At 53.9% G+C, this 12,814-nt stretch carries 17 protein-coding genes and 1 tRNA gene; 6 read left to right on the top strand and 12 right to left on the bottom strand.

Annotated elements, in window-relative coordinates; translation table 11 throughout:
* Positions 1-182: 182 nt before the first annotated feature.
* The 4 genes from L1047_RS06680 (at position 183) to L1047_RS06665 (ending at position 2,344) form a co-directional block, all read left to right on the top strand.
* Positions 183-368: a hypothetical protein gene (locus tag L1047_RS06680; RefSeq protein WP_235278116.1), complete on the top strand. Its 186-nt coding sequence runs from the start codon at positions 183-185 to the stop codon at positions 366-368.
* Complete coding sequence (locus L1047_RS06675) at positions 361-870, top strand: GNAT family N-acetyltransferase (protein WP_235278115.1); 510 nt, start codon at positions 361-363, stop codon at positions 868-870. The genes L1047_RS06680 and L1047_RS06675 overlap by 8 nt, the downstream gene beginning before the upstream one ends.
* 67 nt (positions 871-937) lie before the next feature.
* A complete protein-coding gene (locus L1047_RS06670; RefSeq protein WP_235278114.1) occupies positions 938-1,228 on the top strand; it encodes a 4a-hydroxytetrahydrobiopterin dehydratase in 291 nt (96 codons plus the stop codon).
* Between the two features lie 159 nt (positions 1,229-1,387).
* The gene (locus tag L1047_RS06665; RefSeq protein WP_235278112.1) at positions 1,388-2,344 is read left to right on the top strand and encodes an NmrA family NAD(P)-binding protein; all 957 of its coding nucleotides are present in this window, start codon (positions 1,388-1,390) and stop codon (positions 2,342-2,344) included.
* Between the two features lie 2 nt (positions 2,345-2,346).
* On the opposite strand, the gene L1047_RS06660 is transcribed toward L1047_RS06665, so the two are convergent.
* The 4 genes from L1047_RS06660 to L1047_RS06645 all read right to left on the bottom strand — a co-directional run bounded on the left by L1047_RS06660 (position 2,347) and on the right by L1047_RS06645 (position 6,183).
* Complete coding sequence (locus L1047_RS06660) at positions 2,347-2,964, bottom strand: ABC transporter permease (protein WP_235278111.1); 618 nt, start codon at positions 2,962-2,964, stop codon at positions 2,347-2,349.
* Entirely contained in the window at positions 2,961-3,929 is a 969-nt protein-coding gene (locus L1047_RS06655) for an ABC transporter ATP-binding protein (RefSeq protein WP_235278110.1), read from the bottom strand. Before L1047_RS06655 ends, L1047_RS06660 begins: the two co-directional genes overlap by 4 nt.
* A 26-nt stretch (positions 3,930-3,955) precedes the next feature.
* Complete coding sequence (locus L1047_RS06650; protein ID WP_235278108.1) at positions 3,956-4,864, bottom strand: glycine betaine ABC transporter substrate-binding protein; 909 nt, start codon at positions 4,862-4,864, stop codon at positions 3,956-3,958.
* A gap of 167 nt (positions 4,865-5,031) precedes the next feature.
* Positions 5,032-6,183, bottom strand: a complete 1,152-nt coding sequence (locus L1047_RS06645) for an HhoA/HhoB/HtrA family serine endopeptidase (RefSeq protein ID WP_443081706.1) — start codon at positions 6,181-6,183, stop codon at positions 5,032-5,034.
* Positions 6,184-6,588: 405 nt separating this feature from the next.
* Here L1047_RS06645 and L1047_RS06640 point away from each other — a divergent pair, with 405 nt between their 5' ends.
* Positions 6,589-7,326 (top strand): hypothetical protein, encoded by a 738-nt coding sequence (locus L1047_RS06640; RefSeq protein ID WP_235278105.1) that lies wholly within the window; start codon positions 6,589-6,591, stop codon positions 7,324-7,326.
* Here L1047_RS06640 and L1047_RS06635 read toward each other — a convergent pair.
* From L1047_RS06635 to L1047_RS06610, 6 genes are all read right to left on the bottom strand, one after another.
* Entirely contained in the window at positions 7,318-8,025 is a 708-nt protein-coding gene (locus L1047_RS06635) for a V4R domain-containing protein (protein WP_235278104.1), read from the bottom strand. The two genes, L1047_RS06640 and L1047_RS06635, sit on opposite strands and share 9 nt — an antisense overlap.
* A gap of 84 nt (positions 8,026-8,109) precedes the next feature.
* The gene (locus tag L1047_RS06630; RefSeq protein ID WP_235278103.1) at positions 8,110-8,580 is read right to left on the bottom strand and encodes a phycobilisome protein; all 471 of its coding nucleotides are present in this window, start codon (positions 8,578-8,580) and stop codon (positions 8,110-8,112) included.
* Positions 8,581-8,613: 33 nt separating this feature from the next.
* A complete protein-coding gene (locus tag L1047_RS06625; RefSeq protein ID WP_235278102.1) occupies positions 8,614-9,186 on the bottom strand; it encodes a hypothetical protein in 573 nt (190 codons plus the stop codon).
* A gap of 80 nt (positions 9,187-9,266) precedes the next feature.
* Positions 9,267-9,587: a hypothetical protein gene (locus L1047_RS06620; protein ID WP_235278101.1), complete on the bottom strand. Its 321-nt coding sequence runs from the start codon at positions 9,585-9,587 to the stop codon at positions 9,267-9,269.
* 6 nt (positions 9,588-9,593) lie between these two features.
* On the bottom strand, positions 9,594-10,277 hold the full coding sequence (locus L1047_RS06615; RefSeq protein ID WP_235278100.1) for a V4R domain-containing protein: 684 nt from the start codon (positions 10,275-10,277) through the stop codon (positions 9,594-9,596).
* Positions 10,278-10,337: 60 nt separating this feature from the next.
* Positions 10,338-10,823 carry a 2Fe-2S iron-sulfur cluster-binding protein gene (locus tag L1047_RS06610; RefSeq protein ID WP_235278099.1) on the bottom strand — a complete coding sequence of 162 codons (486 nt, stop codon included), beginning with the start codon at positions 10,821-10,823 and terminating at the stop codon, positions 10,338-10,340.
* 425 nt (positions 10,824-11,248) lie between these two features.
* Here L1047_RS06610 and L1047_RS06605 point away from each other — a divergent pair, with 425 nt between their 5' ends.
* The gene (locus L1047_RS06605; RefSeq protein ID WP_235278098.1) at positions 11,249-11,767 is read left to right on the top strand and encodes a phycobilisome rod-core linker polypeptide; all 519 of its coding nucleotides are present in this window, start codon (positions 11,249-11,251) and stop codon (positions 11,765-11,767) included.
* Between the two features lie 184 nt (positions 11,768-11,951).
* Here L1047_RS06605 and L1047_RS06600 read toward each other — a convergent pair whose 3' ends face one another.
* Together L1047_RS06600 and L1047_RS06595 are read right to left on the bottom strand one after the other, a co-directional pair.
* On the bottom strand, positions 11,952-12,461 hold the full coding sequence (locus tag L1047_RS06600) for an inorganic diphosphatase (protein ID WP_235278880.1): 510 nt from the start codon (positions 12,459-12,461) through the stop codon (positions 11,952-11,954).
* Between the two features lie 208 nt (positions 12,462-12,669).
* Positions 12,670-12,741, bottom strand: a tRNA-Asn gene (locus L1047_RS06595).
* Positions 12,742-12,814: the final 73 nt, after the last annotated feature.

The following is a 12,814-nucleotide window of genomic DNA, read 5'->3' as shown; positions in this document are numbered from 1 at the left end:
TGATGATCCTAGTTGAAGGATGTATCTCCACCTGAATCATAGGTAACAATTTGCTCAATCGTTTTGTGTAGGCGACATGTAGCCCTGCCTCTCCCTGAAAGGTTGCCCAAAATCCCCTCAAGTGAAGCCACTGGGATCCCGTCCCTCACGCTATGCTGTAAAGATGAAGATTGTGTAGAAACATGAACATCCTGCGTCAATATGTCTTCCCGGCTCTGATCCTGCTGGTATTCCTGTTCACGCTGGTGGTGGTGAGCATTCGCTCGTTTCTGCCGGGAGATATGGCTCAGCCTGCTCCGATCGATGACCTGACCCCGGTAGCGCGCTCTTCTGTACTGATGTCCGAACTGATGTCCGAGAATGCCTGAACAAGGGATCCCGTTGCCTCCCGGCTACCGCTGGCGCATTGGCTCTGCTTGGGATCGACCCCGAATACGGCAAGGTTTGCAGGCGACGCTACAGGAATCTTTCCCGGAGCAAACCAACTGGGATCATTTGGAAGCGACGTTGGATCGGCTGTTTGATCCACCCCATACCCCCTGCTGGTGGATTTTGAAAGAAGAAACCGCAGAGCCTGTGGGCTGTGTTTGGGTGGGCATCTCCACAGACCAAGCCACGTACCAGCGGGTGGCCTATATTTTTTTGCTCTGGGTGGATCCCGCCCATCGGCGGCAAGGGTTGGGCAAAGCCCTAATTCAACAGGTGGAACAATGGGGATCCCAACAGCAGTTGGCGGCCATCACCCTGCAGGTTTACCATCACAACCAAGCTGCCCTCAGCCTTTATCAGCAGGCGGATTTTACGGTGCAAGGGTACTGGCTTCATAAATCCCTCGGCCTTGCCCCGCCTAAAAATCATGAAGTTTTGTAAATAAGCTGGGCTCCAGTCTCACTTGCCCTTTTGATGAAATTAGTGACATTGACTGGAGGGAATACCCATGTCCAGACCTGTCAAACTGAGTGAAGCCGAGATCCACTCCAAACTAGAGGCCTTGCCCGGATGGTCTTTGGAAGCCGGAAAACTACATCGACAATTTCGATTTGGCTCTTTTGTAGAAGCTTTTGGTTGGATGAGCAGCGTTGCTTTGGTGGCCGAGAGCATGGGGCATCACCCCGAATGGAGCAATGTGTACAACCGCGTCAGCGTGGATCTCACTACCCACGATGCTGGGGGCATTACAGAGTTGGACTTCACTTTGGCGCAGCGCATGAGCGAATTAGCTGACTAAATTCTTTCTCAGCACCCAACTTCATTCATACGCATAGGTTGTGGATCCCTTCAGACTAGGTTTTGAGAGGGATCCCTTTTGGCTATGGCCCAATCAGATTTGTGTTGGGAGCCCCATTGGTCTGATAAACTATGCGTAAGGTTAAGAAATGATAACTTTATGAAAGTTTTGGTTGTGGGGGCGACGGGAACGCTGGGCCGGCAAGTGGTGCGGCGAGCTATTGAAGAGGGGCATCAGGTGACCTGTCTGGTACGAAACCCCGCTAAGGCTGCTTTCTTGAGTGAGTGGGGGGCCCATCTCAAGGTTGGTAATCTGCTCCAATCGAACACGCTTCAGGCGGCTATGGAGGGGATTGAGGCCGTCATCGACTGTGCCACGGTGCGGGTAACCGATAGCCTGAGTGCTCGTCAGGTGGATTGGGATGGCAAAGTGGCCCTGATCAATGCGGCCCGGGCTGCTCAGGTGGGGCATTTTGTTTTCTTCTCGATCATGGGTGCCCACAACGAATATGCCAATGTGCCGCTGATGAACTTCAAGCATCACATTGAAAAGTACTTGATTGGATCCCAGATGCCCTACACAATTTTTCGGACGGCGGGCTTCATGCAGGGATTGATTGGTCAATACGCTATCCCGATTTTGGAAGAACAAATGGTTTGGGTAACCAGTGAAACGGTGCCCACGGCCTATTTGGATACGTTGGATGTGGCGCGATTTGCGGTGCGTGCCCTCAGTGTAGACGCAGCCAAACAACAGATTTTTCCGCTGGCGGGGCCAAAAGCCTGGACAGCTCGAGAAGTGATTGCTTTGTGTGAACAGCTATCCAATAAGAAGGCCAAAGTGAGCACCATGCCGCTGGGGTTACTGCGAGGAGCACGTAAGGTGGCACAGTTCTTTCAATGGAGCTGGAATATCGCCGACCGGCTTGCTTTTGCGGAGGTCATCGCCGCTAAAGAACCCATGCATGCTGATATGGCCGCCGTTTATGAAACGTTAGGGATGGATCCCGCCTCAGTGACCACTTTGGAGGATTACCTGGCGGAGTATTTCCAAAAAATGCTGAAGCGTATCCGTGACCTGAAGGTCAAGCAGCCAAAGGTGAAAACTCCGTTTTAACTTCAATCCCGGCGCGCCGCCCACTCTAAAGCTAACAAAGCGGTATTCACCAGCAAAGCCAGGGATCCCACCGCCAGGGATCCGGCCCAGATCTTGTCGTAGCGACCGGCTTGGGCGATGCCGTCGAACAATAAGGTTCCTAAACCCCCGGCCCCAAACTTGGCCCCAATCGTGGCAATGGCAATGGCCACAATCGCCGCCAGCCGCAAGCCTGCCAAAAAAATTGGCAGCATGAGAGGGACTTGCACCTGCCACCAGCGTTGCCAGAGATTCATGCCCATGCCTTTGGCGGCTTCCAAAATGGCGGGCTTAATGGAGCGCAACCCCACGGAAATGTGGCGTACCAAGATCACTTGGGTGTAGAGCACCATGGCCACGATCACCGAGCGGGCATTGAGGCCAAATAAGGGTACCAACAAAATGATCAAAGCCAAGCTGGGCACGGTGTAGAGGGTGCCTAAGGTTCCCATCACCGGCACTGTTAGCCAGCGAACCTGGTGGATCAACAGAGCTATCGGTAAGGCCAAAACCACGGCAATACCCAGGGTGACCGCGATCATGACCAGGTGCTCTTGGGTCAGCTGCCACACCAAACCGGGATGGTTGAGGATGTAGCTCATGCGGATCCCCCCTCCAACACGGCCAAATCTCGAATATGCTCCAAGGTGAGAATGCCAATGGCACGTCCATCCTCCCACACCGTTAGGGCCGCCGCCCCGGTTCGCAACAATACCGACAAGGCCCGCCGCAGAGTCTCCTGAGGTTTGACCACCGCCCCCTCCTGAATTTGGTGGTTGTGAGGGATCCGGGCCATAGCGGTTTCCACCCGCAACACACTCAGTTGCCGCACCATATCATCCGCCCCCAACAGCTCCTTGACAAAGGGGCTAGCCGGCTGAGTGAGCAGCCGAAAGGGGGTATCAAACTGGGCCACCCGCCCCTTTTGCATGACCAAAATTCGATCCGCCAGGCGCAAAGCTTCCTCCACATCATGGGAGACAAACAGGATGGTCTTTTTCAGTTGCCGTTGCAGGCGTAGAATCTCCTCCTGCAGCTTGCTGCGGGTAATCGCATCGATGGCTCCAAAGGGTTCGTCCATGAGCAACAGCCCCGGATCCCCTGCCAGGGCGCGCGCCAAGCCCACCCGTTGTTGTTGCCCCCCCGACAGTTGCGTGGGGTAGCGGTGGCGATATTCGTGGGGGGGCAAATTGACCAAACTAAGCAGATTATCCACCCGCTCGCGGATGCGCTCCTTAGCCCACCCCAAGAGGCGGGGCACCACCGACACATTTTGGGCCACCGTCATGTGGGGAAACAGCCCCGATTGCTGGATCACATAGCCAATCCGCTGCCGCAGCGCCGTCACCGGAAACTGGCGAATATCCTTGCCTTCTAGGCGAATTTGCCCCTGGGTGGGATCCACCAGCCGATTCACCATTTTTAGGAGGGTGGTTTTGCCACAGCCAGAAGGCCCCAAAATAACGACAAACTGGCCCGATTCCACGGAAAAACTGCATTCCTCGACGGCAGGACGGGCACTGTGGGGAAAGCGCAGCGATACCCGCTCGAACTCAATTTTACTCACGCTGGGGCCTCATTAAATGGCCAGGGTTATTCCGTCAGAATGCCAGCTTCCACCAAAAAGGCTCTGGCCACATCCGCCGGTTCCTTTTGATTGCCGCTCACCTCGTAGTTCAGCTCCTGCATGACCGCATCGGTCAACAGCAGCGAAAGCGCATTCAAGGCCTCAGCAATGCCAGGGTTGGCTTGTAACGTATCTTGCCGCACCACTGGCGCCACTTGGTAGGGGGGAAAAAGCTGTTTGTCATCTTCGAGTAACACCAGATCAAAGGCGGCGATTTCCCCATCGGTACCAAAGGCCACCGCCACATCTGCCTCACCATCCACCAAGCCCCGGTAGCGCAGGCCCGGATCCACCGCTTTGTATTCCTTGAGGCGGAAATTGCCGTAGGCTGCTTGGATCCCGGGCAGGCCATCTTCACGGGCTTGAAACTCCGGTGGCCCAATCATCACCAGCTCACCGGCCTTGGCAGCCATATCGGAAAGGGTGGTGATCCCCAGCTCCTCTGCCCGGGCGCGGGTCATGGCCAGGGCCTGAGTATTGTTCATAGGAGCAGGATCCAACCAGATCAGTTGAAATTGAGCCCCATACTCGCGGGCCACTGTTTCATACACTTCTGCCGGGTCACCACTGGTAGGTAACTTCAGGACGGTCAACAGCCCAGTACCGGTGTATTCCGGGTAAAGGTCGATCTCGCCGCTGAGTAAACCGGCTTGGGCCACCGGTGTCCCCCCGAGGTTAAGCTTGCGTTCGACCGTGAAGCCTGCCGCCTCCAGAGCGAGGGCGTACATTTCCCCCAGAATAAATTGCTCGGTGAAGTCTTTAGAGCCAACCGCAATGGTATCGGCGCGACTGACTTGCGGAGCCAGAGTAAGAGCCGCCAACCCCGATAGGGCCAGCAGAACAAGACGGCGAGTGGTTTTCAGCATAAGCAGCATGAGAAGGGATCCCGTTTTAGGTTAACAGGGTTAGCAGAAATGCTTCCGGCCCTGAACCAAGCGGATCAGGATACAAACCACGAAGAAGTTTCGACTATTAAACCATGATTATCCCAAAGCTAATACTGCAAAAATCAGTAGGGAGCCTTTGTCCCTTGGTCAGAGAATCACCCTTCAGTGGCGGCCGGGAAAGATCCTGTAGTAGCCCGAATGCGTTGCCGACGCCCACCCCGTTCAATCTCTAAATCTAGGGTGCTGCCGACTTCGGTGCGCTCCACTTCCTGTTGCACTTGGTCAGCAGTGGTAACATTGCGGCCATTCACCGATAGGATTACATCCCCAGAGCGCAATCCCGCCCGCTCTGCCGGGGATCCCTGCACTACTTCTCCAATCAGCACCCCCTGATCCACCGTCACCAAAATGCGGCTGTTGGGATCCTGGTTGAGGCGTTCCTTCAGCTCTGGGGTCAGAGTGACCATGCGAATGCCCAGATAGGGATGATCCACCTTGCCACGGGTGATCAGCTGGTTGGCCACCCGTTGTGCTGTCTCGATTGGGATGGCAAAGCCCAGACCCTGCGCCCCCTGGATGATGGCGGTATTGACCCCAATCACTTCTCCCTGGGCATTCAATAAGGGCCCACCGGAATTGCCGGGGTTGATGGCCGCATCGGTCTGAATAAAGGAAACTCGCTTGTCCGGCACCCGAATTTCCCCGCTGGAACGGCCCAAGGCACTGATGATCCCAGCGGTGACGGTATTATCCAAGCCCAAGGGGTTGCCAATAGCGATAGCCCACTGCCCTGGCTCCAGGGTTTCGGAACGGCCCAGCTGCACTGTCGGTAAGTTTTCTGCCTGGATTTTCACCACTGCCACATCAGTGACCGGATCAGAGCCAAGCACCTGTCCATCAAAGCTGCGGGTATCTTTGAGGATCACCGTCACTTTGTCGGAGCCATCCACCACATGGGCATTGGTGATGATCTGGCCATCAGCGCTAATGATAAAGCCCGAACCTGTCCCCTGTTGTCGCCGTTGCCGGGGCATTGAAGGCATATTCTGGCCAAAGAAATCCCGAAAGAAAGGATCACTAAAAAACTCATCGGGGAAAGCTCCACGGGTGAGCACTGTGCGCTCCGAATCGATACGAACCACCGCTGGCCCCACCTTTTGAGCCACTTCAGCGATAAAGTTCATATTCAGTTGTGGCGCTGCCGTCGTTTGGGCAGACACCCCTTTACTCCCCACAAGGCCTGCCCCCAGCAGAATGCCCAAGAGCAGCAGCAGGACTGGTGAGAGAAAAGACTTAAAAGCAGGCATGGCAAAAAAATCCACCAGCGAGAAGCGGGAGCTTGGTGCTTCTGCCCTAGCAGAAGGCTGACCAGCCGGCTGACTAGACATAGATTTGCTGCGCTTCATAACTACACAAGTTAAGAACGAAAGGGTTTGGAGCTTTCAGAAAACCTTAGACTCACCTGCAGGAGACAAAACCTGAAGCTCAATCTAGCATAGGCAACCAGGATCCCGGTGGGATGACCATGACGCTTTTCCGTACCCTTATCTGAGTCGGAGAGCAGTGAAATATACTCGCTTGAGGTAGCGCCTGTCCCGGCGGATTGGATTTGATTGAAAAATAGGAGGGCAAGGTTTGTTGCCGAGGTTCTCAGGTTTTCGGTTTTTAGTCAGTTTGCAGCTAACGTAGATGTGTGACTTGGGGGTAAAACCATGACCAGCCTAGCCAGTCGAATGTTGGCCTCTTTGCTCGGTGGGTTGCTCTCGATACAGGTGGCCGGGCCTGTTTTGGCCCAAGTGAGCAATGCCCCGTTGCCACCACCGCCTGCCGGAGAAGGATGGCGTCCTGTCAATCCGCGCCCGCTGATTCCCAGTGAAAGTGGCAGTGGTTTTGGCCAGCCCCAGCCTATGCAGCCCAGCCAACAGTTTCAGTTGCAAACGGCTTTGCTGTTGCGCTCTGGAGACTTAATCCAAGCAGTGCATCGGACAGGTGAAACCCTGTTGATTGCCCCCGGCGAAACCCGCGCCGTTAGCCTTAGCCTAGATACTCCTTTGCGGGATGTGTATGGCAATGTGATCGTTCCGGCGGGAGCCATTTTGGAGGGGCAATTTCAGCCGGTGAACGGCGGCACCCAGTTTGTCTCCCGGTCGCTGTTGATCAACGGGCAATCCTATCCCCTCTTCGCCCAGAGCCAGGTGATCCCTAACCAACGGGATCCCCGCCATACCTCCGGGGAGGCGATTGTGCAGGATGCGCTGATCGGGGCGGCAGCAGGGGCGATCTTGGGGGGTCTGTTCGGTAACCAGGTGATCTCGACGGAAAAGGTGCTGGGGGGAGCCGCAGCGGGGGCAGTGATTGGCAATGTGACGGCTCCAGAGGTTGCCGTTGTGAACCCCAATGCCAGTTTAACCCTCACCGTTACCCAAGATTTTCAGCCCTACCTACCTTAGAAGGGATCCCTCGGGTGTGGCGGTGAGCCGATCCAGGATCTCATCGTGAGACATCCCTTTGCGGACCCATTCTTCACAATTGTGCAGCCGTTGGGCGGTGCCGATTAAAAAGTGGTTTTGGTCTGCGCCCAGGGATTCACAGGTGGTTTGTACACAGACCAGCTCGCGGCCCGAGAGCAACGAGAAAAGGCTGGCCAATACCCCTGACTCCAGATGCCCGCTAGGTTCGCGGGGGGTGGAGGCCTCTTCGGGGCTATAACTGGTGCGTACAGCAAGGGCAAACCCAGAGTTGCGCACGCTAGCCTGCACCACTCCCTGATCTCCGGCAGAGAAATCCAGTGCCAGTCTTCCCCAGCCGTGGGTGGCCCACAAATCGCTCAGGGCATCGAGGAGGATCCCCATCGGCAACTCCCGCAGGGGCTGGTTGTGATAGCGAGAAAGTTCATCTTCAAAGCGGCGAAAAAATTCTTCTCCCCAGTCGCGCCCGCAGTTGTAGAGAATGACACGGGCAGCTTGGCCGGTTTCGTAGCGCAAACCTGAGTAGAGGGCTTCTAAAAGAGGCATGGGAAAAGCCGCCAGTCGGTATCCACCTCGGCTTTCCAATATGCCGGTATGGATATCGGGGCGAATGTAATAGGCGGGGCTAAAGCAATGTCCGGGCAGGATGCGCTCCTGCAGGATCTCTTGTAGGGTGGTCATGATTTTCCTCCTGGGCAGTTGGATAACGGCGAGAAAGCGGACTCCAGATTGTTCAGGATTGGGTGCTCGGTTAACCCTCCGGGGCTAGCTGACCAGCATCGTCTTGGCCAAAATGAGGTAAGGGCGAATCATTTCGCTTTCTTCTGCTCCGAAGACATAGGGGAGGTAGTCGAGCATCAGCTTGTAGGCAGGCTTGCATTCGTCGCGCATTTTGAAAGATTTGAGGATGGTCTCCAGCCAGTAGAGCAATTTATCCCGCAGGTAGTCTTCGTCATTAAGCAACATGGCCATGCAGCAGTAGCGCCACACCATACTTAGATCGCGGCGACACCGTTCCCAGGCCAAGGCTCCATGCCGACGGGTCAAGTTGGGTAGCATTGGCTGAAATTTCTCGATCACCCGATCCAGCAGTTCACTCTCTTTGGCCTGGAGCACTTGGTAGATGCGCACTCGCTTCGGGATCCCTTCTACATAGTCGTGCAGACTTTTGAGTTCATCCGGGTGCAGGTAACGGCCTTCGGTGTTCTGAATTAGCTCAGCAAATATCAAGTTCATGGGTGGTCACTCCCTTGTTCAAGCAGGTGTGAGTTAAACAAACATTTCCATCAGGGTGAGGGCTGGTTCTGGAGAAGAGTGGGCGGGTTCCACTTCGGCCACAACTGGCGGGGAAGGGCTGGGTTCTGCCTGGGGCTGAGGGGCTTGGCTAGGACAGGCAGCCCGTAGCATTTGCCAATAGGGGGAGAGCAAATCCCGTTGGTCATCGGTGAGGGTCGGCCCCATCTGCCGGGATCCCTGCATGACAGCCCAGAGCTGGTCAAGGGCTTCCGGCAGGCCCAGATAAAGTTCCGTGGCTCCACAGATCCATTGTTGGAGTTGTGAGGGATCCCCCATGAGTAGGCTTAATCCGACGGAGCGCAAACACAAGGCCAATTGACGGGCCAAGAGGCGCTGGGCAGGGGACAAGTCGGCAGTGTCTGTGGATCCCTGCTGGTGTAAGACTTTTTGGATCCAGTCCAATTCTTGTTGTTGAAACACTTGGTATAGATCCAAGCGTTCTTGAAAGGAGAGAGAGTAGCGAATCAGGCTTTGCAAATCATCGGGTGGCAGGTAGTCACCTTCTCGATCGGCAATGCGTTCTGACCAGGAGTAGATGTCATCCATAGGAGGGGGTTCCTTAAGCACTTAGAATCGAGAGCCATTCAAGTCAGCAAAAGAGGTCGGGGTGCTTCTAGGGCAACTCTCTAAAGCAAAGCCCCGCCAAACAAAGCAGCAAAATCGTCGAGAGTGAAGGGATCCTCCTCCGGCAATTCAGGCACCGGCTCTGGACGCGGTCGGGTTCCTGACCAGGCCAAGGCAGCAAAAAACTGTCCGACTGACTGGGTGAGCGGCAGGATTCCAGGTGCGTCAGGGATGGGATCCTCTGTCGGCAAGGTAGGAGTGAGGGGGCGGTTGTCCCAGTTCAACCCTTCCAAAAAAGCCAACAGCGGCTGAGTTAAATCTCGACCAGGGTGTAGGGTGAGCATGGCTGAATCTCTAAACGTTTGGGTATAAACGGCGATCACAGGTGATCACAATTGGTGCAAACGATGTTCGATCTCGCGTGCACTTGCCCCTTCCGTAATCCAGAAATTGGCAGCATCAATCCGCTCTTGTCCGCCCAAGAGGAACTTGCAGTAGGTTTCCCCCATGGCGTAGCACTGGATCTCGATGCATCCCAGCTCTCTGGAGGTCATGGCGGTGAAGAATCCAGCAAACAAACCGGCATAGAGATGGCAAACCGGTTTGCCCACATCTCCAAGCGTGCGGGCCACCATTGAATCGAACAGATTGATAAACAAAAATCCCTTTTGTTTCGATTCGGTTTCCACTTCCCACTTGCCCCAACCCTGAGCGGTAAAGGGCCACCACCACGTTTCCAGCAGAAAGAGGAGGTTGGATTGCTTGACCCCGACCCCATACTCCCGCTCATACCATTCCGAGAAATACACCGAATCCCGAGTGCCCCAATCCATGCCAATTGTGTACATCACAGCAGCAGAGGCATCCCCCACTTCCCGTTCCAATCCCGTCTGTAGGCCAACGATAAAGTCCTCGCTGAGCAGGAGGTTTTGGGTGTTGTTCCAATCGATGATCGTTCCTTGCTCTCGATTAAACCGAAAGAAATCGCGATAACTGTAGTGGGAATGTTTTTCACGACCGGTGGGCATTTTGACAGCGGGACGAGGATCGGGTCGAGATGTAGAGGTGGTCATAGGTCTCTCCTGATGGAACAGATACAAACAGTTCAATTGAGGATCCCTAAATATCAGCTTTCAAACTTCCCGAGTTTGCGCTAGGGTGCTACCAATCAGGTGGAAATCTTCATTTTCCAGTTGCTTAATGGTGGAACGAGTAATGACTTTGTCTTGCTCTACCAAAACTTTCCCTGTACGGGGATGGAGCAAGTCTTGTTCCGCTCGTCTGCCGATGAGAACTTCCACATCATGTAGGGAGTTTACGTACATTCCTGGCGGCAACTCCACCACCACACCATCGGAAACCACTCTGGCTTGACAGGCAAGGCGCGAATTGGTTTTTGCACTGGTGATGACCTCAAGTGTTTTCGACTCGCGCGGGGTCATTGGCGTTAAACTGCCTAAGCCCTCTTTGACGTAGATGTGACAGGTGGCACAAATGCCGCGACCATTACATTCCCGCGAAACATGTAAATCTTCGGAAAGAATCGCCGATAGCAGGTTGCTATAGGTATCTACTTCAGAGATGCGAGACAGAGGTTCCAGTCGAATTTGTTTAACCATAAATGGGATCCACCGAGGTGCTCAGCACATGGAATGATCTGGAATAATGAGCTGGCTAGGAATAAAGAAAAGCCCTCTTTTGTATTCTGCATTTTAGCTATGGTTCTGTGAATAGAAATGAAATAATCCTTAACTACGAGTAAATACGGAATTTTTATTGATTAAGTTTTTTTGGGAAGTAGAATTACGGAAATAGATTTAGCTCAAGTATTTTTCGTGAATATTTATCGCAAAACCTAACAAGTGATTCTGCTGACAAGATAAATCTGGATGAGAGCCTTTACTTCCTTCTGTTTTGAGCTGTTCTGAGATTGATGAGCTTAATTCCAACCCTACAACAGCTTCATCATTTCTTTAATGGGTCTTCTTGCCTTTTTCGCAAATTTAACCTTTTCTGTTAGTCTCGTTTATAGGGAGCAACCATCATGGAGTCACGTCAGCGAAGTCGGGATCCTCAAGCTTTACAGAATCTTTTGCGCGCTGCCTATCAGCAGATTTTGGAACGCCAGCCCTATCAGCACGAAAAAGCAGGTGAGCTGGAAAAAATTGAGCAGGATTTTCTACGGGGCCGGGTGGGTGTTAAGCGTTTGGTTCGACAAATAGGGGGATCCCATCTCTATCAGCAGCTCTTTTTTAATGCGGGTTGCAATACGCGCTGTGTGGAGCAGGGGTTCAAGCACTTTTTGGGTCGGGCTCCAGCCCACAGGGCTGAGGTAGCAGCCTACCACGACATTTTGGTGCGTCAGGGCTTGCAGGCGATGGTCAACGCCTTTGTGGATTCTGAGGAGTATCGCCGCCATTTCGGCAATGAGCATCTGCCCCAGCCGCGTCAACGGCTTATGGGGTATCCTCCTGTGGCTTACTTGCTAACAGATCGCATGAACCACAGCCATCAACTGGCGATGCAGGGATCCCCGTTTTTACAAAGTTTGGCGGTGATGTAGATCTGATGTGGATCTTATTCTTATTTGGTCAACGGCCTGTTCGACTTCACCCTCGTTCAGGCTGTCTTGTCCATTGGGCAAAACGCGTTTTAGACTCAAGTCCGCAGCTTTTCCCGAGTTCATGCAGGGTCTGAGGCTGCTTAGAACCCCTGTCAGACGACTATGAACCTGGATAAGCGGGAGCCTACTGGTAGGCAGCCAGGCTGGCCGCGATAATCGCTTGGGTTTCTTGTAGTCCCTTCCAGCCCAAGATCTGGGTCTCTTTTTTCTCGAGGCGCTTGTAGGTGCCGAAAAATTCCGCGATCTCATCCAGACGGTGCTGGGCCACATCCTCGAGTGTGTTCACTGAGGCATAGCGGGGATCCTTCGCAGGCACACAGAGCAACTTTTCATCGGGATCCCCACCATCGATCATCTGCAGCATACCCAAGGGGCGCACCGTGATCACACAACCGGGAAACGTGGGTTGATCCATGATCACCATGCCATCCAAGGGATCCCCGTCTCCAGCCAGGGTATTGGGCACAAAGCCGTAATCGTAGGGATATTGCACTGAGGAGTAAAGCACCCGATCCAGTGCCATCGCTCCCATGTCTTTATCGAACTCGTACTTATTTTTGCTGCCCCCAGGAATTTCAATTAGCACGTTGAGGAGGCCAGGCTTGGGTTGGGCAGGGATCCGAGACAGATCGATCACAGCAAGTATCCTCAGGGGACGAATGAACAGCCAGAGGGCATTATAAATCGAAGCGATCCCTCACACCAAGGTAACTGTGCAGACAGGTCAATACAGCCTTTTCCGACTTTACACAGGCCTTTGAGCTGGGCAAAAAAACTTGTGGAGCAAGGGATTGACCTGAATCTGCTGGCCCAGATAACGCTGGAAAAGGCTGTAGGTTGAACTCCCCGGGCAAGATTCGAACTTGCGACCAATCGGTTAACAGCCGACCGCTCTACCGCTGAGCTACCGAGGATTGAAGCGTTTCCCATCATAGGGGATGGAAGTATCGCTAGGCAACTGCCTTAGCCTCTTTTTCCTATGGATCC

The sequence above is a fragment of the Synechococcus sp. Nb3U1 genome, assembly GCF_021533835.1.
Lineage (GTDB): Bacteria > Cyanobacteriota > Cyanobacteriia > Thermostichales > Thermostichaceae > Thermostichus.
Note: the sequence above shows the minus strand (reverse complement) of the source record. Positions and strands in the feature narration are given on the sequence as shown.

Coding starts and splice junctions, on each gene's coding strand:
- L1047_RS06635 (WP_235278104.1), bottom strand. CDS start 8,025: ATGACCACCCTACAAGAGATCCTGCAGGAGCGCATCCTGCCCGGACAT.
- L1047_RS06660 (WP_235278111.1), bottom strand. CDS start 2,964: ATGAGCTACATCCTCAACCATCCCGGTTTGGTGTGGCAGCTGACCCAA.
- L1047_RS06610 (WP_235278099.1), bottom strand. CDS start 10,823: ATGGTTAAACAAATTCGACTGGAACCTCTGTCTCGCATCTCTGAAGTA.
- L1047_RS06650 (WP_235278108.1), bottom strand. CDS start 4,864: ATGCTGCTTATGCTGAAAACCACTCGCCGTCTTGTTCTGCTGGCCCTA.
- L1047_RS06645 (WP_443081706.1), bottom strand. CDS start 6,183: ATGCCTGCTTTTAAGTCTTTTCTCTCACCAGTCCTGCTGCTGCTCTTG.
- L1047_RS06670 (WP_235278114.1), top strand. CDS start 938: ATGTCCAGACCTGTCAAACTGAGTGAAGCCGAGATCCACTCCAAACTA.
- L1047_RS06680 (WP_235278116.1), top strand. CDS start 183: ATGAACATCCTGCGTCAATATGTCTTCCCGGCTCTGATCCTGCTGGTA.
- L1047_RS06675 (WP_235278115.1), top strand. CDS start 361: ATGCCTGAACAAGGGATCCCGTTGCCTCCCGGCTACCGCTGGCGCATT.
- L1047_RS06665 (WP_235278112.1), top strand. CDS start 1,388: ATGAAAGTTTTGGTTGTGGGGGCGACGGGAACGCTGGGCCGGCAAGTG.
- L1047_RS06630 (WP_235278103.1), bottom strand. CDS start 8,580: ATGAACTTGATATTTGCTGAGCTAATTCAGAACACCGAAGGCCGTTAC.
- L1047_RS06605 (WP_235278098.1), top strand. CDS start 11,249: ATGGAGTCACGTCAGCGAAGTCGGGATCCTCAAGCTTTACAGAATCTT.
- L1047_RS06625 (WP_235278102.1), bottom strand. CDS start 9,186: ATGGATGACATCTACTCCTGGTCAGAACGCATTGCCGATCGAGAAGGT.
- L1047_RS06640 (WP_235278105.1), top strand. CDS start 6,589: ATGACCAGCCTAGCCAGTCGAATGTTGGCCTCTTTGCTCGGTGGGTTG.
- L1047_RS06615 (WP_235278100.1), bottom strand. CDS start 10,277: ATGACCACCTCTACATCTCGACCCGATCCTCGTCCCGCTGTCAAAATG.